The organism is Flavobacterium degerlachei (assembly GCF_900106645.1).
Taxonomy (GTDB): Bacteria; Bacteroidota; Bacteroidia; order Flavobacteriales; family Flavobacteriaceae; genus Flavobacterium; species Flavobacterium degerlachei.
In genome coordinates this window covers 1-18,408 of the sequence record NZ_FNMV01000017.1, presented here as the reverse complement: position 1 = coordinate 18,408, position 18,408 = coordinate 1, and the positions used below count along the sequence as shown (strand labels likewise).

Below are 18,408 nucleotides of genomic sequence, written 5' to 3'. Positions count from 1 at the left end.
AATAAATAGTTTTACAAAAACTTAAAAACGCATCATGAAAAAAATCTTTATACTTTTTTCGGTAGTTCTGCTTTTTTCTTGTAATAAGAAGAAGCATTCGTATCAAGATATTGATAAGACACCAAGTTTTGCTTACCAACCGCAGGAAGCCAAAGACTTAATGGAAAAACATTGTTATACCTGCCATAGTCCCACTGCAGATGAGGTAGAAGGTAGAATCGCGCCGCCATTTGTTGCTATTAAAGCACGATATATTGATAAGGAAGGATACAACAAAGCCGAATTTATAAAAGCAGTTTCTGATTTTGTAGCAAATCCTACAGATGATAATGCGTTACTATATGGAGCGGTCAGAAAATTTGGCGTAATGCCAAAACAAGCTTTCCCTGATAGCGCTACCGTAAAAATTGCCGCATTTATTTATGATTATAAAGTGGAAGCGCCAGTATGGTTCAAGGAGCATTGGCAAGGTCACGGAAATAACGATTGGGAACAATCAGGTAAAGAGTTTGTTGCTGTTGCAAAAGAAAAAACTTATGCAGATAAAGGTTTAGAATACGCATTGGGAACCCAAAAGGTTTTAGGTAAAAATCTAATGGGAACCATCCAAAAGAAAGGAACGATAGAAGCAATGGCTTTTTGTAATATTCAGGCCATTCCATTAACAGACAGTATGTCCGTTAAATACAATGCAACAATCAAACGTGTATCTGATAAAAATAGAAATCCAAATAATAAAGCAAATGCCGAAGAATTGATTTATATCGCGCAATTCAAGAAAGATTTAGCGGCTAATAAAGAGCCTAAACCAGTTATAGTAGAGAAAGGCGATAAAGTACATTTTTACTACCCAATACCAACTAATGCCATGTGTTTGCAATGTCATGGTACGTCTGATAATATTAAACCAGAGGTACAAATTAAAATAAAAGGATTGTATCCAAATGATTTGGCAACGGGTTATAGTGAGAATGAAGTAAGAGGAATGTGGAGTATTGTATTCGATAAAAAATAAGTTATGGAAGAGTTAAGAATAAAAGAGGTTTGCCCAACAAGCACATTAGAATTAATAAAACGCAATTATCTATTGCTCGATGTTCGTGAAGAAAAGGAGTTTAATCAGTTCTCATTTGATGTTCCACGCGTATTGCACATACCAATGAGTGAATTGGCTTTAAGAATAAACGAAATCCCAAAATCCGAGAAAGTAATTGTGGCGTCTTTAAATGGAGAGCGAAGTTTACAGGTGGTACATTTGTTGCGTGATTATGGTTTTGACAATTTGTTGAACATGAAAAAAGGACTTTCAAAATGGATTCAGAAAGGATATCCAATTAGAGGTGAAACCACAATTGAAGAAAAATCATGTTGTAGAGGTGAATCAAAATGCAAATAAAATGACGAAAAAACAATATATTTTTACGGGAGTTGGAGTAGTAGTGGGCTTAATTGCTGGTTACGCCTATTATCATTTTGTAGGTTGTGCATCAGGTACCTGTGCCATTACCTCAAAGCCGATAAATAGTACTTTATATGGTGGTTTAATGGGTGGTTTGTTATTTAATATGTTTGTAACTTCACCAAAAAAGAAAGATACATTATGAGTAATTTTTGGAATGAACGATATGCTGAAAACGAGTATGCTTACGGAATTCAGCCCAATCAATTTTTTTCAGAATCGATTTCTAAATTGCCTGAAAACGGAAAAATATTATTTCCTGCCGAAGGAGAAGGTCGAAATGCCGTTTTTGCAGCAAAAAACGGATTTGAAGTTTTTGCTTTTGATACAAGTATGGAAGGTAAAAAGAAGGCGGATAAGTTAGCTAATGATAACGGTGTAAAAATTGATTATCGCGTTGGAATACTAGAAGAATTAGATTTTGAACCAGCTTCTTTTGATGGAGTTGTCTTTATTTATTCTCATTTTCCAAAGGCCATTAGAGCAACAATTCATCAACAAATTGAACGATTACTAAAATCGAATGGGGTTGTAATTTTTGAGGCATTTAGTAAGGAACAATTACAATATCCTTCTGGTGGACCAAAGGATATTGAAATGTTGTTTTCGGAAGAGGAGGTAAAAGAGGAATTTAAAAACATAGCATTTGATTTCTTAAAAACAGAAATTATCGAATTAAGTGAAGGCCCTTTTCACCAAGGGAAGGGATCCGTTATTCGATTTATAGGTAAGAAAAAATGATAAAATCGTGGAAAGATTATTTATTTGTAAGCATACAATTCCTATTATTTGGATTGTATGCTTTTGATTTTTTACCACAATTTGAACTTCCCCAACCAGTAAAATATATTGGATTAGTGGTGGCCATCATAGGTTTTCTTATTTCAGCACTTTCGGTTTTGCAACTCAACAAAAATCTAACTGTTTTTCCAACACCCAAAACAGATTCTGAGTTAATCACTTTTGGAATGTACAAACTCAGTCGACATCCTATTTATACAGGACTTATCTTATTTACGTTTGGATATGCCTTTTATAAAGTTTCATTTTTAAAATTAGTTATTGCTCTAATTTTATTGCTTTTATTTTATTTCAAAACAAATTATGAAGAACAACAATTACTTCAAAAATTTTATGATTACAAGGAGTATAAGAAAAAAGTAAACCGATTTTTCCCTAAAATTAGAAAGCCTCAAGAATAACTTGAGGCTTTTTTGAGTTTTAAAATTTATAGTTTACAAATAGCGTAAAGTTTCGACCAGGTTCCGTTATAGGAACTCTTCCAAAACTGGCTACATTGTTGAAAGCAAAGGTTAAATGGTTGTTGTAATATTGATCAAACACATTTAAAAGCCCCATTCCAATGGATACTGATTTTATAGGTTTGTAGCCAATGTTTAAATCCATCACTTCATATCCTGCGGTAGCAATTTCATCATAGCTGGTTGAAATTTTGTTTTGTTTTGCTGTCAAAGTATACAATGCTTTGGCCCAGAACTTTTTGTATTCATAACTCAATTTTAATCGCGTTACTAATGGCGGAGTTAGAGGTAAACTTTCATTAAAATCTTTGTTTTCTGTATAGGTGTACGAAACTTCTGTTCCAAAATTAAAATTCTCATGGAATGTAATGTTTCCGTAAGCTTCAAAACCAGTTTTTAATGCTTTGTCAATATTTCTAAAAACTTTTGGGTGAATTGGTGGTGAAGTCGAGTTGTATTTTCGAGTTAAAGAGGCATCTACAACGCCTAGAATATAGTTTTCATAAATAGAATAAAATACTGAAGTTCCATATTGAACTGAATTAAAGAAGCCTTTTAAGTTTGTTTTTCCATCAAAACTTAATTCAAATTGATTGTTTACTTCCGGTTTTAAATTTGGATTTCCGACATATTCATAAGCATCTCTTCCAATGTTAAAGAAGGCAATAAATCGTTCTTCAATATTAGCTGCTCTAATTCCTCGACCAAAAGAAGCTTCTATTTTATAATTGGGATTAAAAAGGTATTGATACGAAACCGTACCACTATACAATGTTTCATTTCTCTTTTCTAAATTAGGATACAAAGCAGCATAAGTGGGATCTAAATCATTCGCATCAGAAGTAATAAAGTCCAAACGGGAACCAATAGTCAACCATGATTTCTCTGAAGCTTTAATTTTAGTTTCCGCAAAATAGCCAAAATCATTGGAGTAACTGTCTTGCCAAACTTTATCATAGTAAGCTAAAGGTGTTGCAAGATTATTTCCCATCATATTAACTTTGACTAAACGATCTCTGCCACCTTCTCTGGATAAATTGACCATATCTATTCCAGTAAACAAATTGACTTTGGAGCCTAAACTCCATTCTGTTTCAATTTTCCCGCCATAAGTTAAAGCATTTACTTTTGACACGGCTTCTGAATTTGCAAAAGAAGCTCTTCGTGAATTGGTCATAATATGATCTACATACGAGTAGTAAACCTTAGAAGTTAATCCTTTAAAATAGGTGTTATTTGTCTCTAATTTGTAATCTAAATTAGCCATGGTACTATTATCTTCATCTGTATCCATAGGCAAACCTGCGTGAAGCACATCACGACCAAAATTTTGACGTAAAGTTGCTTGCAAACGTTGGTTATCTGAAATTTGATAACCCGTTTTTAATCCATAACTAATACTTCTAAACGAAGACGGAATTTCGTTTTGATTTCCGTCTTCATAGTTTCCATAATCGCGATAACTGAAGTTTCCAGAAAAGTCAAACTTTTTAATTTTACTGTCTAAAGTAAACATGTTCACCATAGAATTTCCATTGCTTTCATAACCAGAAGAAAGACTTCCGCTAAGGAGCTTAGTGTTGTTAGCCGGAGATTTTGAAACTAAATTGATAAGTCCTGCAAAAGTGTTTCCATAACGAACCGAAAATGGGCCTTTTATGATTTCGATTTTAGTAATTTCTTCTGGATTAACCAATGTAGTTACAGGATCCATGCGGTTAGGACAGGCATGAAACGCTTTAGTTCCACCATCTATTTGAACATTTAACTGTTCGTATTGAGAAGCTCTAAAATCGGGGTCAACAGCATAATTTCCTCTTTTGATGAGATGAAAACCATTGATATCTTCAAATAATTCACCAGAATTTTTAGGCTGCACTACTTTTTCAGAGAAATCCTGTTTAACAATAACCTGGGCAGGGTTTTTTATGGACGAACCCGTAACAAGTACTTCATTTAAAAGGGTCACTTTGGTCGTGTCTATTATTTTTGTTGCTTCTTGAGCATAACCGTTTAGCGTGCCTAGTATAGTTAAGGCACAAATAATTTTTTTCATTTTGATAAATTTGATTAAACATTCTAGCTATTAAGCTGTTGCGATGTTAAATCAAATTTTGAGGTGGATGTTCTGAAGGATAATTTATTTTAACCTGAAAGAAGTCTTTTTTAGAATAGATCTTTTTCTTTTGTGAAGGAATTAGATAAGAAATAGGGTGTTGAACGAAGTCATTAAAAAATAAAACGTCACGATCTGCCAATGATTTTTTTGAAGAATCCTGATTGTCCTGTTCTTTATTTATCTTTTTCAAATGACATTTACCGTTGCATTTCAATTCCGGTTTTGCTTTGTTTTGGCAAAACTGCTCCGTAAAACTTTCATTAAAAAAAGAATATTCAAATTGTAAAATAGTCGTTTTCAAATTAAAACATACAATGCTAATTATGATTAAAAAGATAAAACTATTTTGAATTGATTTATTCATTCCTGTTGAACGTTATGCGATTTTCAAGTTTGTTTTGCTCACTATAAGAGCAGTATGAAAAGAGTAGTTATTTTTAAAATTGGATCTTTTTTTATTGAAACAATACGCTGTTTTGCTAACAAAACCCAATATTTAATATATTACAAAGGTATTTATTAAGGAGCAGTTGCACTGTGACATATGTTACAGTGTAGTTCTATAATTTCGTTTTTTCGACGAATTGGAGACTAATTTTTTAGATATTTTTTCTTAAAACCGTCTGGTGTATAATTTTCATATTTTTTAAAAAAGCGTCCAAAATAAGAGTTGTCTACAAAACCTAATTCGTACGCTATTTCAGAGGCTGTCTTTTTTTCGTAAAGCAGCAATCGTTTGGCTTCAATAAGAATACGATTTCGAATTAAATCACCGGCAGAACTGTTAGTTACCTCATTACAAATCGCATTGAGATAATTAGGTCTTACATGCATAATTGAAGCGTAGTCTTTTACAAAATGCTTCTCTTTGTAGTATTTGTCAATTAACTCTTCGAAGTGGTGGATAAGTTGCAGTGATTGACTAAACTCTGCATTTTTGTTTGCAGGTTCAAATAACCGATTGAGTTCTATCAACATAATATTGAGTAGAGAACGTAAACATTTTTCAAAATTGACTTCATTACCATTGAACTCCCTTAACATCCAAACGGCAATGGATTCAATATGATTAAATTTTTCTTCAGAGATGTTTATGTACGGCTGTTCATGACGATAACTTAAAAATGAAAATTCACTGAGTTGATAATTCTGGTACCTCAAGGCAAAAAAATCACTTTCGAACACTAAAACATAGCCTTCAATACTATCATAATTAAGCCATTGATGTACCTGTCCTAAGTGCATACAAGTTATAGAAAACGGCTCAATAGGACATTCTACGAAATCGATTAATTGTGCACCGTGATTTTTATTATTGAGCAAAATCATATAATAATTATGTCTGTGCGGTGTATTTAATTGTTCCATGAATTTTAAAAAATCTGCCGTTGTATAAATAGCAAATTTTAAGTCATTTTGAGCAACTTCATTACAACTGATGTTTTTTATTTCGCACATATTATTTTTACCCTAAAGAAGTTATTGTAAAATAGATTGCCCAAGCTACAAAAGCAATGATACCAGAGATTAACCAGGAAGGAACACTTTTAGGCGTTTCACTACCATCAATTAAAAATTGTTTTTGATTTCCTTTTCCATACGCATTAATCATTAATGGTAAAACGCCATCAACCTCGTCATTGTCTTTTAATCCTTCGACAGCAATAGCAGGACCATTCCTAACTTTAAAGGGAATAACTCGTACGCCTTCTTTCCCTGCGGGGTCTTTACTAACTATTTTTAATTGGTGAAATCCATCTTTCAATTTACGAGTATCCAATTCAAAATTCACAGGTGCATCAAATTCTCCTATTGGTTGAAGATCATCATCAACAAATATAATCACTTTACTTTTATGGTCCATATTATTCAAAGTTTATAATGGTTCTTTTTATATGATCATCATTGTTTTCTTTTGGTTTTATTAGGTATTTCAACGCATAAAACAATGTTATTAAAACAAATGCAACCATGCCCCAAACAATTACATAATCTAAATTACTTTCAGGACCAGCTCCATGTGCAATTCCCCTCAAAATTTTAGGCTGTTGTTTCTCGCACATGGGACAGGCATTTGTTGCCACCGAAAATGCGGCAAGTAGTACTGTGTATATTGACTTTTTCATCTTCTTTTTATTTATTGTTGTGGTGCACTTAACTTAGCGAGATCCATTAATTTCTTAACTTGTTCTGGTGTTACTTTTTTGGCAGTATTTCCCCAACTGGTTTTTTCATGGTTCATGATTGCGGCAATTTCTTCGGCAGATAGGTTCGCGTTAGTTCCTACGGCAGGCATTTCACCAAATTGTTCTTGTGCGTTGTAGCCATTCATAATAATTCCAACCATAATTTCGGGGTTGTCATCCAAAACAATTTTACTGCCTTTCAAAGGAGGAAATGCACCAGGAAGTCCTTCACCATTTTGTTGATGGCAAGCCATACAATTTGCACCATATAAATCGGTTCCGTTTAATTCTGCTGGGGCACCACCGGCTGCAGCATTTGCTTCTGCTTTTTCTATTTTGTATAAAAAGGCAGGGTCTGGAGTTCCGTCAGGTAATTTAACTTGTCTTAAACTTTTTAAATAAGCTACTAGATTTAAAGCGTCTTGTGTAGCGACGACAACTCCTTTTTGACCGTGAAGGAACTCTTGAGGAACATTGACTTTTATGTCACCTTTTTCTACTTTATCTTTAATTTCAAATAACCACGGATAAGGTGCCATTATTGATTGAGGCATTACCGTTCTGGGATTGTATAAATGGACTAGATGCCAATCTTGGCTGGGTTGTCTGTCTCCAATATTTGTTAAATCAGGTCCCGTTCTTTCAGTTCCCATTAAAGTACCTGAATTTTGCCAAATGCTTTTTCTGGTACTATACGCATAATCTGAGGCGATTCCTGGGCGACTTCCCCAAGTTTTATCCATATCTACATTACGTACTTGCTGCGTGTGACAACCTACACAGCCGTTACTTATATAAATCTGTCTTCCCGCTTCTTCCTGCTCCGTAAGTGGTACACTACCATATAGAGGAGCGCTATTTTCTTCATTATACAATGATGGAAATACGGCTACAAAAAGAGTTAATGTGCCAAATAGGGCAGTAGCTAACGTAAAAAGTTTTTTATGATCGTGAAATATACTCATCGTATTTATATTTTAGGTTCAACTGAATTAGCTTCCAAATTTTGATTGATTATTTCGAATGCTCTTTCTTTAACATCTACATCAGTAGAAGGGCGCATCATTTTATACATATTGTAAGCTAAAACGATATGAGACAACCACATTAAAGTTCCTCCAATTGCTCTCCATAACCAATACGGTCCCATTAATACCACGCTATCAATAAACGGTTTTCCTTCGGCCCACATAATTCCTTTTAAAGTACCACCAATCATTAACGGAATAGTATAAAATTGTAATCCTATTAATGCCAACCAAAAATGAGCACCAACTCCCAATTGTGGTGGTTCTTTTCCTGTAAGGCGAGGTACAATGGCATAAATACTACCAAAAAGTAAAAAAGTAATAATTCCGTACATCGTAATATGCGAGTGTGCAATAGTAAAATCAGTAAAGTGCCAGATTAAATTAGTAGAACGAAAAGCTTCGGCAGTTCCTTGAAAAGAGCCAGTGAAATAGTAAATGATTCCAACAAAGAAGAAAGGCAATGAATAACTATTACTAATCTTACTCCATGAACCTCTCATAGTCATCAAATAATTAATTGTTCCAGAAGTAACCGGAATTAACATCCCTACACTTCCTACAATGGCAACTGTTTGCAACCACCATGGCAAGGCACTAAAAACAAAGTGATGAGTCCCAATAACGGTGTAAAATAAAATTTGTGACCAAAACGCTAATACTCCTAAACTATAGGAATAAATAGGTTTGTTCAATTGTTGCGGCAATAAATAGTAAAGTACTCCTAACATGGAGAACATAAACCACATTCCCACCGCTTGGTGCATATAATATCCTTGCACGATTGTTTCACCAATTCCGTCTTGTCCCATTGGGATATAAGCAATTGTTGCAACGATCAAAATGAAAATATAAGACGCTACGATAAACCAGTTAGAAATGTATATTTCGAGTGTGGTACGCTTTGCAATTGTTTTAATGAAGTTGATTACGGTAAGTAATAATCCGTAGGCCCAAACAGCCATGATCGGCCAAATTATTTCACGGTATTCACCACCACCATTATTGATTCCGGCCATAATCGAAATAGCTCCTATAAGCATGGCTGCATTTACAGCAATAAGTGCTTTCCATCCATTTTTGATACTATTTAATGGCGCATTACTAACCATAGGAACGATATAATAACCCAATCCCATAATTCCGATTGTGGACCATGCCCAAAAAACTAGATTTGTATGCACGGCACGAAGTCTACCAATACTCAACCAACTGTAATTATCAGCGTCTGGAACGATAAATTTTATACCTACGTACTCTCCAACACTACTACCAACGAAGAGCCAAAAAACCGCAGTTCCTAGAAACCATAAAATTAACCGGGTCAATTCGGGGTCAATTTTAGGGCGTTTTACGGGTGGTCTTTTAGAAGCAAAAAAGCGATAGTTCGTTTCAGAACTAATATTTTTTAATAAGCCTTTTGAATCATTTGGAGTCTCGATACCAGAAAGTTCATTTGGCGTAATATTGTATTCTAATTTATGTTTGATTTCATCCAAAATCGCATCGCTTGGAATATTTTCTGTTTCAGAAATATAGGATGCAAACTCTTCAGCTTCATTAATTTTTTGATTGTTGACGTAATTTTTGAAACCGGTGCTTACTTTTGCAGCCAAATAGACCAAAGCCAAAAACAACGGAATAAAAATCAAGACTAAAGTAATGATTACTCCTGGTTGAGAAAAAAGATCTTCTCTATTTGCAGGAGCAGTTTGAGCAGACATTATTTGTGGTACTAAAGATAAAAAACCCAAAACTAAGATTGAAATGCGGTTGTTGTTCTGACTTCTTTTTTTCTTTAAAATTTCAATTTCTGACGAATTCAAATTATTCATATATTTTTTGAATTTATCTTTTTGAACCTCATTTTTATCTTCCAAGAATTGGTTTGTATTTCCCGCCAGTTTTAATATTAAAAAAAATACTAATGCAACAGCAACAATTACTAAACCTACTAATAAGCCAATAAAACCTATAGATTTATTAGGAAAAAAACTAACACCCTCGTCTGTTTGTGCAAAGGTTAATAATGGCTGAAAAAAAAGTAGTATGGTGATAGTAACTAACTTTACTTTGGAATAAAGCTTTTTAGTTTGGAATTTCATAATGATCCTTATTTAAAATGATTATGCAAATTTGTAACTAAAAGGTAATGTAGTAATGGTAATAAAAGAAGTAATGATGGTACTTTTTACTTAATGTAAAAAAACATGAGAAATATCATTTTTCAAAAAAAAAATATATGTAATATTTTTAGTTTTATGGACTGTGATGTAAAAGACTTTAATAATAATAATAGGAAGCTTTTTGCTTTAGTATTTTGGGTTTAACACTAATTTATTCTTCGTGTGGATACCGAATCATAAGCTGCGTTTATCATTTTATTTCCCAATTGACATCACCCAAATCTAGGTCGCTGTTCATGTCAACCGTTAACCAGGACATACCCGGAAAGGCTTCTTTTAAGGTTATCGAAAAACCAGAAAGGGTGGAATGTTCCACATTTTTTTGTCCCTCGTTACTTAGTTTATTCATCAATTTTTCATGCTGATCATCAGTCAACATAATTCGTAGTTCTTTCATAATCTGTCTTTAATTTGTTGGTTATTTATTTAGCCTCATTTTTTTTTCGCTGCAAAGCAAGATATTGATAATAGCAAGTAATGCAGCCGTAAAAAAAAACAGTTTTATTTCAAAAATTCTAATTGACGGAAGAATTCAGTTACTTCTATTTCTAAAATACGCACTGGAATTGGATGTCCCATTTGGTTGTGGATTGAAATTTTTATATCTGTATTAGAGAGTCTGTTTTCAGCAAGCCATTTTAGATTATCGTTGGCTTTGATGACGTCATCTTGTCCTCCTAATGCAAAATGCAAAAGTGATGAGGTATTTACAGGATCTATTGCCGGAATATTTTGGGGAACGGGTCTATGTGGTAAAGCCGGATTAAAAAGTAGGGCAGGACAGTTAATTGTATTAGCAAAATAGTAGCCCATAAAACCGCCCATACTGCTACCAAGAACCACATCAAAGGTATGTGTTTCACTCATTTTTAAAAGTAGATCAAAAACATTTGGGTTGTTATGGTAATCAAGATCAGGTGCAATGACGGTTCCGAAACGTTCTAAAATGGATCGTTTTGCTGGACTAAGTTTGCTTTCGAGTCCATGTAAATATAAAATAGTCATAGTTTATGTGAATTAGAATTATTGAATGTGTTGATTTTGAAATTATGTTTAATTTATTCAAAAGGGGCAACGTATTATTTGTTATGTAAAAATAAGCGGATACAACGACAAATTACGACGTTATGGTTTTAACTGTTGAAAGTACTGACGAAGTTAGGAATCGGAGTCTAGAAATATATTATTAATCTAAATACGAGGGGTTAAAAAAGGGCATATTGTTTCTGATGCAACTCTTCAACAATTTCAATTACGTTTTATTCATCTTATAGTAGAATAAAGAAAGTTTTATCTAGACGAGATATTAGCAACTAATGTTTTAGTCAACTACTCTTTAATATACTTAGTAATAATGTACTGCGAAATGGGTTTTAATGGCTTACCATTTTCAGGATGATAGCCCGCCTCATTGAAATACTCAATTTTGTTATCTTTTTTACAATACCAGACTGCTGCTTTGTTTTTTTGAAAGAAAGGAGTTTGAAGACTTACCTCAATTTTTTTTAATTTCAATTCTTCTTCTATGATTGGCTTTATTTCATTAATTGCTCCAATTCCTTGAGTTGTACTGCTACAATCAACGATTTCATAATGGTCATTTTGCCATTGCATACATTGTTTTTCAGGAACTATAAGTTCTTTCATTCCATAAGCTGAAACTAAAATGATTACGAATAGGATAAGTATTTTAAACATTTGCTTAACAGAAATAGTTTTGTGTTGTATCTGTGCTAAGGTACTTTGCAGTGCAACCGTTCTTTTGCTTGGATGGTCATGACTTATTATTGGTTCTTTCTTTTTTTCTTCAGTTGTAAAATCAGTGCTTTTATCCACAATAGTATAGCTTGTGTTTTCTTCTATGCTAGCTTCTGTTTTGATCCCATTTACTTTAATAAAGCGGTTCAATGGTCTTGGGTTATAGTTTACCAATACCGCAGCTAAATCAACTGCACTTATATCAGTTAAATCTGTTTCCCCTTTAAAAAATGTTTCTAGAGGTCTAAACTTATCTGTTTGTTTCTTTAATTCCTTGCTATTATCTTCTTCAAATTCAAAACCAAAAAAGTTACGAAAGATTGCAAAATCTACAGGGTTTCCATTTTCTTTATAATGGATAGTACATAAGTCTCTCAGTTTTGCACGTGAAGGATTAATTAAAAAACTACTATAATCTCCTGACTTATCTTCTTCATATTTTGCTTGTATAGCCTGTTTATAATCGTCTAAAGTATTTTTTTTCATACGCCTTAATTGGAATTAAACGGAATCTTGTGGAATTATCGGAATCTTAGGAATTCCGTATAAACACTCACTTAAAATCCACATTTCTTTGTCTCAGAATTAGTTACTGTCTTGACATGCATCAGAGACAAATGTACAAACTAGTTCTTATATAGTGATGCGGTAACAGCAAGGAATAATTTGTTGGGAAGTCAATTCTTTCTTTACTGTTACTGAGCACTAAACTTCCCGAACCAAAATACAACGCTATGGCCTTAATGGTATTCGAATTTCTAATTCGGACGGCCTAACTCATGTCTAATTTTTAATTATAACAAAATGAAAAAAAATGTTTTTATCGCTGTATTTACAGTATGCGGTTTAGTTATGGTATCATGTTCAGCAGATACCGAAGAGCTAGAAAATTCAAGTCAAAATTTAAAAATAAAGGTAACTTCACAACAAGATAGTGGTTTGCTTTTACAAGAAGGAGATAGTACTATCATGACAACTACATCAGAACCAAGTGATGAAGGAGTTGATGATGGAGTAATACCTCCTAGAAAACCGTAATAAAAATTAAGAAGTGGTTTTTTAGTAAGTTACTATTATTTTGCTACATTCGGGGAATGAAATTTAACAGTTTTTATTCCCCTTTTTATATCCTTGTTTTTTGTGTATTTATGCTATCGTGCACTAAAAACAAAAGTGTACCATCACAGCAAGACGAAGCGACTATAGATACTATAAACAGCTTTTTAGAACTGAGTAAATCGGACACTATTCCTGCAGAAAAAAAACTGGCTTACATAGATAAGTCTTATCAGCTGGCTAAAAAGGTAAATATAGATTCTGTTATCTTTCAGACTATGAATAGAAAAGGGGAGCTGCTGAACCATTACAACCCAGACATTGCTCTTCCTTTTTTAAAAGAATTTGAGCAAGTAGCGACGCAAAAAAAAGACACCTTTTATATGGGGCATTCTTTTCTTAATCTTGCGGATTACTATTCCGCGAAGCAACAAGATAGCATCGCTTTTAGTTATTTCAATAAGTCCAAAATACAATTCGAATATAAAAAAGACAGCAGTCTCGTTGTTTATTCCTTGTTGATGATGTCTAGTATTTTAAAAAATAAAGACGATTATTACGATATGGAAGCTGTGAATACAGAAGTATTAAATTTTATTAACCAAACGAACAGAAATTACAATTTTAGCTGTGCATACAATAATCTGGGGATTTCCTTAAAAGAAACCTATGATTATAAAAAATCTTTAGGTTATTATAAAAAAGCAAGACAATATGCTGAGGATGAATCTACCAGAATAATTATTGATAATAATATCGCATCTGTGTTTATTTTAGATAAAGAATATCAAAAAGCGATTATATTATTATCAAAATTGGAACTGGCAAAAAGCGAAGTAGTTAGTGAAAAAATCAAATCTAAAATATTAAATAATTTAGGTTTGGCTTACTTTAAAGTCAATGATTCCAGAGCAGTTGGTTATTTTCTTAAAGCGTTAGCAATTAGAGAAGATCAAAATGATGAATACGGTTTAATTGGAAGTTATATTCAGTTAGCAAACTATTACAAATCAAAAGAGAACAATTTACTAGCTAAACAATACGCGTTAAAAGCGTATAAAAATGCATCCAAAATGAAGAGTATCGATGAACGACTGGATGCACTTCAAATATTAGTTAATAGCAGTTCTGAAAATGAATCGAGAGCTTTTTCAACAGTTCATTTTAGATTAAATGACAGCATTTCTGAAGTGCGACAAAGAAACAAAAATCAGTTTGCCAATATCAGATACGATTTTAGCAACCAAAAAGAGCAAAACCAAAAACTATCCACTCAAAAGGCAGAAACTACGCTGTTATTGGAAAAAGAGAAAAACAGTACACTTTTAATGTATTTTGTAATATTGTTTTTACTAGGGATTACTGCTTTAATCATTAATTTTTTAAATAATAAAAGCAAAAAAGAAAAAGTCAGAGTGTCTTATGATACCGAGACACGAATTTCCAAAAAACTTCACGATGAATTGGCTAATGACGTCTATCATGCGATGACTTTTGCAGAAACGCAGGATTTATCGACAAAATACAACAAAGAGACGCTACTTAGAGATTTGGATAATATCTATTCTAGAACGAGAAATATTTCTAAGGAAAATAGTTTTATTGATACGGGAGCTGATTTTGTACCAAGTTTGAGGGATATGATGGCGAATTACGGTAATGATGAGGTGAATATTATAGTCAACGGTCTTGATGTATTGCAGAATACAATTTTAGAAACCAACAAGAAGATTACGGTTTACCGAATCCTGCAGGAATTGCTGGTTAACATGAAGAAGCACAGCCAATGTAGTTTAGTAGTGGTTACTTTTAAAAAGATGGAGAAGAATATCATGATAGAATACGCTGATAACGGTATTGGAGCACAAACAGAGCAAATAAACATAAAGAGTGGACTACTGAACGTAGAAAACCGAATAAATGCCATAGGGGGAACGCTTACTTTTGATAATGTGATTCAAAAAGGATTTAAAGTTAGAATTGAGTTTGCTGTTTAGAAGGTTATGTGTTGATGATTTTGGGGATTGGTTCCGGTGGTACCGATTATGGAGCTTTCTTTTCGGGGCTAAAAAGCTACTGCAGTTTGTGAAGCAATTTAATTGTTTTTGCGTCTTGTACACCATCAAAATATTTAACCAGAACCTGATGAAATACTGGATTCGTTTCATCCAATAGACTGAATAATGTCATACAGGACTTCAGTTTTAGGTCATCTGGTTTTCCAAAGATTTCTTCTGCCGTTTTATCGTTAATTTTCAATATTTCCATAGAAATTTCTATCAGTCTCTTTCCAAGGATGGGGTGTTGTAGATAAAGTGCTGCTTCTTCGGTATTTTGGATACCGTAATGCACACTGTAATGACTGAATCCCAACCCGGCTATTTGCGGAAAAATAAACCACATCCAATGGCTTTGCTTTTTACCATTTTTGATTTCGGATAGAGCCTCATTGAAGTTGTTTTCCTGAGCGTCTAAAAAGCGATTTAAGTCATTTGCTGGTTCCATAATTTTTTTTTGATAACTATTGTGAGTTGGGTAGGAGATTAATACATTAAGTGTTTTTTTGCTACATCATTCCATCCCGCCTGATTTTGATAGTTGACGAAATATATTTTCAAATCTGCCTGGTTTGCATATTCAACAAAGAATATTTTTTTATCGGCCTGATTGGCATATTTGGTAAAAAACCATAAGCCGTTATTGTTTTTCGCCTGATTGTAATAGGTGACTTTGTACACTTTTAAATCCGCCTGATTGGGATAATTGACGACAAAAACCTTTATATCTGCCTGATTTTCATATTTAACTGAATATACTTTTTGGGCCTGGATAGATAAGCTTACTAAAAATAGAATAATTGGAAAATAGATTTTCATAAATTATATTTTTTGAATAGGTAGACTTTTAAAAATCATAGATGTAAATATTTATCTTCTTCCTGGATCAATTCTCGTTTGAGGTTGAACATAAGTTCTTTCTTTTGGATAGCTACTGATAAAAACCTTTTTCTTTTAGTCAGCTTAGTTTTTTCATTACTGTTCCCTATTTATAAATCCACATAAGAACTGGTTTAGAACTTGACTTTAGTAGTGGGTCAATTATCTTGAAGCTATTATTAGAAATTGTCGGACACCCCCAACCTTCAGCTGTTCCATTTGGATAAACTTCTTCATCAGAAACAGCATTCCATGAGTGAAACACTATAAAGCGTTTAAAAGCATTGCTGTTTGTTGGTTCTAATCCATGCAAAACATATTTTATATTCACACCCCAACTACTGTACCCTCTCTCTCCAATTTTATATTTTCCAAGAGAAGTGCAATGACTACCATTAGTGTTACTAAATTTTGGTTTATCTTTTGAAGCGTCATTACCCCAAGAATTATCGCAACATCCATGACTGACTAAAAAACTATTTTTGATTTTTTTGTTTTTAAAATCCCAAACGAAAAACCTTTTAATACCAGAGTGTAAGCTCATGTCAATTAATATACAGAAATCGGTATTGAAGTTTTGAGTATTACAAAAGGCGAGAGCCTGTTCAGCTTTGGTTCTTGCTAATTCAATATCTATTTGAGGCTTTTCAGGGCCGCTTGTATATCCAAATAAGAATGTAGAAAATAGAAATATGATAGTCTGTAGATGTATCATTTTAAAATGGTTATATGAATTAATTACTACTATTATTCTTTTAATTTGACTGAATTGTCATCCTTATTTTTGTCTTTACGCTGCAATCACTCTGAAAATACAAATACTGCTTCCTCGCCACTCTCCAATAATCTGTAAAATGACCACACGCAATCTTTGGTCAAATCATAATGGGCGATGTGGTCATTATCGATTTCTCGTGGAGAGAGCATGTAAGTTAGTAAATCTCCGGCATAAAGTATTCAAACCTCAATTTGTTTATATGAACGATGTTTTTAATGAGATTTCACGAGACCCATTTTTAGTGATATTGTAATAAAGAAAATTGCCTATTGGAAGTATATGCCATTTTTTATTTTTTTGCATATCGGGTTCTAACTGCCTTATAAAAACAGGAGTTCCCTGAATAAAATTCATAAAAGCACACCAACATCTGCGAGGCTTTTGCTATTCTAATTGGAAAGCAAAGAGTACTAGAATAATAATCACAGCTCGGCTCAAGGTGATTTGTATTAATTGAAGAGTTTAAACTAGAGTACTGTGGGTATTATAAATGTAGATTTAAAACTTCTAGTTCCCTTTTATTCGGTTTGCTATTTTTAGAAGTAATCGCTTTCCATCCCTTTTGCTTTTTGGAACTTCAACTGCTTTTAATTGAGAGTCTGTCGCAATAAATTTATAGCTAAATGCAAATTGAGGATTTATTGGGTTGTCATTTAATAGGCCAAAGCGTAAATCATTGAAGTATAAAGATTTATTTTTTTGAGAGATAATATACCATCCTTCACTAGCTTTTTTTAGTTTTTCAAAATCTGAATTCCCATTTAACTTCGATTCTAAAGGTTTGTTCTTGTTGTAAGCAGTAAAAGTAATCGGTTGGCTATCTAATAGGGAATAGTCGGCCAATAAATAACTATCTGGTTTCGCTACGTTAGCATTCCATAAAATGGTATTGAAAGCGGTGGGTTTAACAATAATCTCAGAATAAGTGATTCCTTGTCTTTTTAATGCTTTTTCAAATTGGCTTAAAGCATACAGTTTTATAAAACAAGATAAAAGCAGATAGAAACTACTAATCAACAGGCCTTTGATTATGTGTTTTTTTCGAAGTACAGCATCTTTTGTTTTCCATACAATAATCAATGCAATGACAAGCGGAATAGTGTAGAGTGGATCTACTACAAAGATAGTTTTTAGTGCAAAACGATAGTCTAAAGGCCATATAATTTGTGTTCCCCAAGAAGTAAACATGTCCAATAATACATGGGTAAACAAACACCAAAAAACCATATTAGAGGCGTGAAGGAAGTTAATCTTGTTTTTTTCTGTTTTTGAAATAAGCCAACCTAAAAGAGGAGAGAGAAATAGAAACAGAAAAAGGGAGTGACTGATGCCTCGGTGAATTAGGACTGCATCTATAGGATCTAAAAATAGACCAACTACAACATCTAAGTCGGGGATTGTACCTAAAACAGAACCGTATAAAAATGTTTTGTTTTTAAGTTTTTTGCCAGCACATATTTCAGCGACGGCAATTCCTAAAGCTATTTGAGTAAAAGAGTCCATGAGGCAAAAGTAAATCAAATAGTATCTATATGATGTGATTATGGATCAGGAACAAAACCTGGGGAGGATTTAATAAAAATATAGATATTTGCAGAGCAAAACAATAATAAATGGATTCATTCGAGCTTTTAAAATTT

The 18,408-nt window shown here is 33.1% G+C and carries 21 protein-coding genes; 7 read left to right on the top strand and 14 right to left on the bottom strand.

Going from position 1 to position 18,408, the window contains the following annotated elements; all coding sequences use genetic code 11:
* The first annotated feature begins 34 nt into the window (after positions 1-34).
* The 5 genes from BLV91_RS15050 to BLV91_RS15030 are packed head-to-tail and all read left to right on the top strand — an operon-like array spanning position 35 to position 2,661.
* The gene (locus BLV91_RS15050) at positions 35-1,015 is read left to right on the top strand and encodes a Tll0287-like domain-containing protein (RefSeq protein ID WP_091434758.1); all 981 of its coding nucleotides are present in this window, start codon (positions 35-37) and stop codon (positions 1,013-1,015) included.
* A gap of 3 nt (positions 1,016-1,018) precedes the next feature.
* Positions 1,019-1,396 (top strand): rhodanese-like domain-containing protein, encoded by a 378-nt coding sequence (locus tag BLV91_RS15045; RefSeq protein ID WP_091434757.1) that lies wholly within the window; start codon positions 1,019-1,021, stop codon positions 1,394-1,396.
* A gap of 1 nt (position 1,397) precedes the next feature.
* On the top strand, positions 1,398-1,604 hold the full coding sequence (locus BLV91_RS15040; RefSeq protein ID WP_091434755.1) for a DUF6132 family protein: 207 nt from the start codon (positions 1,398-1,400) through the stop codon (positions 1,602-1,604).
* Complete coding sequence (locus BLV91_RS15035) at positions 1,601-2,200, top strand: class I SAM-dependent methyltransferase (protein WP_091434753.1); 600 nt, start codon at positions 1,601-1,603, stop codon at positions 2,198-2,200. Before BLV91_RS15040 ends, BLV91_RS15035 begins: the two co-directional genes overlap by 4 nt.
* Positions 2,197-2,661 (top strand): methyltransferase family protein, encoded by a 465-nt coding sequence (locus BLV91_RS15030; RefSeq protein ID WP_091434751.1) that lies wholly within the window; start codon positions 2,197-2,199, stop codon positions 2,659-2,661. Before BLV91_RS15035 ends, BLV91_RS15030 begins: the two co-directional genes overlap by 4 nt.
* Before the next feature lie 19 nt (positions 2,662-2,680).
* Here BLV91_RS15030 and BLV91_RS15025 read toward each other — a convergent pair whose 3' ends face one another.
* From BLV91_RS15025 to BLV91_RS14980, 10 genes are all read right to left on the bottom strand, one after another.
* Positions 2,681-4,777 (bottom strand): TonB-dependent receptor domain-containing protein, encoded by a 2,097-nt coding sequence (locus tag BLV91_RS15025; protein WP_091434748.1) that lies wholly within the window; start codon positions 4,775-4,777, stop codon positions 2,681-2,683.
* Between the two features lie 46 nt (positions 4,778-4,823).
* Positions 4,824-5,204 carry a hypothetical protein gene (locus BLV91_RS15020; protein WP_091434746.1) on the bottom strand — a complete coding sequence of 127 codons (381 nt, stop codon included), beginning with the start codon at positions 5,202-5,204 and terminating at the stop codon, positions 4,824-4,826.
* Positions 5,205-5,431: 227 nt separating this feature from the next.
* Entirely contained in the window at positions 5,432-6,298 is an 867-nt protein-coding gene (locus tag BLV91_RS15015) for a helix-turn-helix domain-containing protein (protein WP_091434744.1), read from the bottom strand.
* A gap of 7 nt (positions 6,299-6,305) precedes the next feature.
* Complete coding sequence (locus BLV91_RS15010; RefSeq protein ID WP_091434741.1) at positions 6,306-6,704, bottom strand: cytochrome C; 399 nt, start codon at positions 6,702-6,704, stop codon at positions 6,306-6,308.
* A gap of 1 nt (position 6,705) precedes the next feature.
* On the bottom strand, positions 6,706-6,966 hold the full coding sequence (locus BLV91_RS15005; RefSeq protein ID WP_091434739.1) for a hypothetical protein: 261 nt from the start codon (positions 6,964-6,966) through the stop codon (positions 6,706-6,708).
* Between the two features lie 11 nt (positions 6,967-6,977).
* Positions 6,978-7,991, bottom strand: coding sequence for a cytochrome c (locus tag BLV91_RS15000; RefSeq protein WP_091434737.1), 1,014 nt, complete (start codon positions 7,989-7,991; stop codon positions 6,978-6,980).
* 5 nt (positions 7,992-7,996) lie between these two features.
* Positions 7,997-10,159 (bottom strand): cbb3-type cytochrome c oxidase subunit I, encoded by a 2,163-nt coding sequence (locus BLV91_RS14995; protein ID WP_091434735.1) that lies wholly within the window; start codon positions 10,157-10,159, stop codon positions 7,997-7,999.
* Positions 10,160-10,430: 271 nt separating this feature from the next.
* Positions 10,431-10,637, bottom strand: a complete 207-nt coding sequence (locus tag BLV91_RS14990) for a hypothetical protein (protein WP_091434733.1) — start codon at positions 10,635-10,637, stop codon at positions 10,431-10,433.
* 104 nt (positions 10,638-10,741) lie between these two features.
* Positions 10,742-11,245, bottom strand: coding sequence for a YqiA/YcfP family alpha/beta fold hydrolase (locus BLV91_RS14985; RefSeq protein ID WP_091434731.1), 504 nt, complete (start codon positions 11,243-11,245; stop codon positions 10,742-10,744).
* A gap of 324 nt (positions 11,246-11,569) precedes the next feature.
* Positions 11,570-12,484 (bottom strand): hypothetical protein, encoded by a 915-nt coding sequence (locus tag BLV91_RS14980; protein WP_091434729.1) that lies wholly within the window; start codon positions 12,482-12,484, stop codon positions 11,570-11,572.
* Between the two features lie 318 nt (positions 12,485-12,802).
* On the opposite strand from BLV91_RS14980, the gene BLV91_RS14975 reads away from it, so the two are divergent.
* Together BLV91_RS14975 and BLV91_RS14970 are read left to right on the top strand one after the other, a co-directional pair.
* Positions 12,803-13,036, top strand: coding sequence for a hypothetical protein (locus BLV91_RS14975; RefSeq protein WP_091434728.1), 234 nt, complete (start codon positions 12,803-12,805; stop codon positions 13,034-13,036).
* Positions 13,037-13,092: 56 nt separating this feature from the next.
* The gene (locus BLV91_RS14970) at positions 13,093-15,051 is read left to right on the top strand and encodes a tetratricopeptide repeat-containing sensor histidine kinase (RefSeq protein WP_091434726.1); all 1,959 of its coding nucleotides are present in this window, start codon (positions 13,093-13,095) and stop codon (positions 15,049-15,051) included.
* Positions 15,052-15,127: 76 nt separating this feature from the next.
* Here the strand turns inward: BLV91_RS14970 and BLV91_RS14965 are convergent, their stop codons facing one another.
* The 4 genes from BLV91_RS14965 to BLV91_RS14950 form a co-directional block, all read right to left on the bottom strand.
* Positions 15,128-15,559, bottom strand: coding sequence for a DUF1810 domain-containing protein (locus tag BLV91_RS14965; protein ID WP_091434724.1), 432 nt, complete (start codon positions 15,557-15,559; stop codon positions 15,128-15,130).
* Between the two features lie 38 nt (positions 15,560-15,597).
* Entirely contained in the window at positions 15,598-15,930 is a 333-nt protein-coding gene (locus tag BLV91_RS14960; protein ID WP_091434722.1) for a 7(1) septoil knot domain-containing protein, read from the bottom strand.
* 166 nt (positions 15,931-16,096) lie between these two features.
* Positions 16,097-16,705, bottom strand: coding sequence for a murein L,D-transpeptidase catalytic domain-containing protein (locus tag BLV91_RS14955; RefSeq protein WP_091434720.1), 609 nt, complete (start codon positions 16,703-16,705; stop codon positions 16,097-16,099).
* Between the two features lie 570 nt (positions 16,706-17,275).
* On the bottom strand, positions 17,276-18,271 hold the full coding sequence (locus BLV91_RS14950) for a metal-dependent hydrolase (protein ID WP_091434718.1): 996 nt from the start codon (positions 18,269-18,271) through the stop codon (positions 17,276-17,278).
* Positions 18,272-18,408: the final 137 nt, after the last annotated feature.

Excerpts from the sequence above, each read along its gene's own strand:
- BLV91_RS15010 (WP_091434741.1), bottom strand. The coding sequence starts at position 6,704 with ATGGACCATAAAAGTAAAGTGATTATATTTGTTGATGATGATCTTCAA.
- BLV91_RS14970 (WP_091434726.1), top strand. The coding sequence starts at position 13,093 with ATGAAATTTAACAGTTTTTATTCCCCTTTTTATATCCTTGTTTTTTGT.
- BLV91_RS14980 (WP_091434729.1), bottom strand. The coding sequence starts at position 12,484 with ATGAAAAAAAATACTTTAGACGATTATAAACAGGCTATACAAGCAAAA.
- BLV91_RS14955 (WP_091434720.1), bottom strand. The coding sequence starts at position 16,705 with ATGATACATCTACAGACTATCATATTTCTATTTTCTACATTCTTATTT.
- BLV91_RS14990 (WP_091434733.1), bottom strand. The coding sequence starts at position 10,637 with ATGAAAGAACTACGAATTATGTTGACTGATGATCAGCATGAAAAATTG.
- BLV91_RS15005 (WP_091434739.1), bottom strand. The coding sequence starts at position 6,966 with ATGAAAAAGTCAATATACACAGTACTACTTGCCGCATTTTCGGTGGCA.
- BLV91_RS15045 (WP_091434757.1), top strand. The coding sequence starts at position 1,019 with ATGGAAGAGTTAAGAATAAAAGAGGTTTGCCCAACAAGCACATTAGAA.
- BLV91_RS15015 (WP_091434744.1), bottom strand. The coding sequence starts at position 6,298 with ATGTGCGAAATAAAAAACATCAGTTGTAATGAAGTTGCTCAAAATGAC.
- BLV91_RS15050 (WP_091434758.1), top strand. The coding sequence starts at position 35 with ATGAAAAAAATCTTTATACTTTTTTCGGTAGTTCTGCTTTTTTCTTGT.
- BLV91_RS14960 (WP_091434722.1), bottom strand. The coding sequence starts at position 15,930 with ATGAAAATCTATTTTCCAATTATTCTATTTTTAGTAAGCTTATCTATC.
- BLV91_RS15035 (WP_091434753.1), top strand. The coding sequence starts at position 1,601 with ATGAGTAATTTTTGGAATGAACGATATGCTGAAAACGAGTATGCTTAC.
- BLV91_RS14950 (WP_091434718.1), bottom strand. The coding sequence starts at position 18,271 with ATGGACTCTTTTACTCAAATAGCTTTAGGAATTGCCGTCGCTGAAATA.
- BLV91_RS15040 (WP_091434755.1), top strand. The coding sequence starts at position 1,398 with ATGACGAAAAAACAATATATTTTTACGGGAGTTGGAGTAGTAGTGGGC.
- BLV91_RS15020 (WP_091434746.1), bottom strand. The coding sequence starts at position 5,204 with ATGAATAAATCAATTCAAAATAGTTTTATCTTTTTAATCATAATTAGC.
- BLV91_RS14995 (WP_091434735.1), bottom strand. The coding sequence starts at position 10,159 with ATGAAATTCCAAACTAAAAAGCTTTATTCCAAAGTAAAGTTAGTTACT.
- BLV91_RS15000 (WP_091434737.1), bottom strand. The coding sequence starts at position 7,991 with ATGAGTATATTTCACGATCATAAAAAACTTTTTACGTTAGCTACTGCC.
- BLV91_RS15025 (WP_091434748.1), bottom strand. The coding sequence starts at position 4,777 with ATGAAAAAAATTATTTGTGCCTTAACTATACTAGGCACGCTAAACGGT.
- BLV91_RS14965 (WP_091434724.1), bottom strand. The coding sequence starts at position 15,559 with ATGGAACCAGCAAATGACTTAAATCGCTTTTTAGACGCTCAGGAAAAC.
- BLV91_RS14975 (WP_091434728.1), top strand. The coding sequence starts at position 12,803 with ATGAAAAAAAATGTTTTTATCGCTGTATTTACAGTATGCGGTTTAGTT.
- BLV91_RS15030 (WP_091434751.1), top strand. The coding sequence starts at position 2,197 with ATGATAAAATCGTGGAAAGATTATTTATTTGTAAGCATACAATTCCTA.
- BLV91_RS14985 (WP_091434731.1), bottom strand. The coding sequence starts at position 11,245 with ATGACTATTTTATATTTACATGGACTCGAAAGCAAACTTAGTCCAGCA.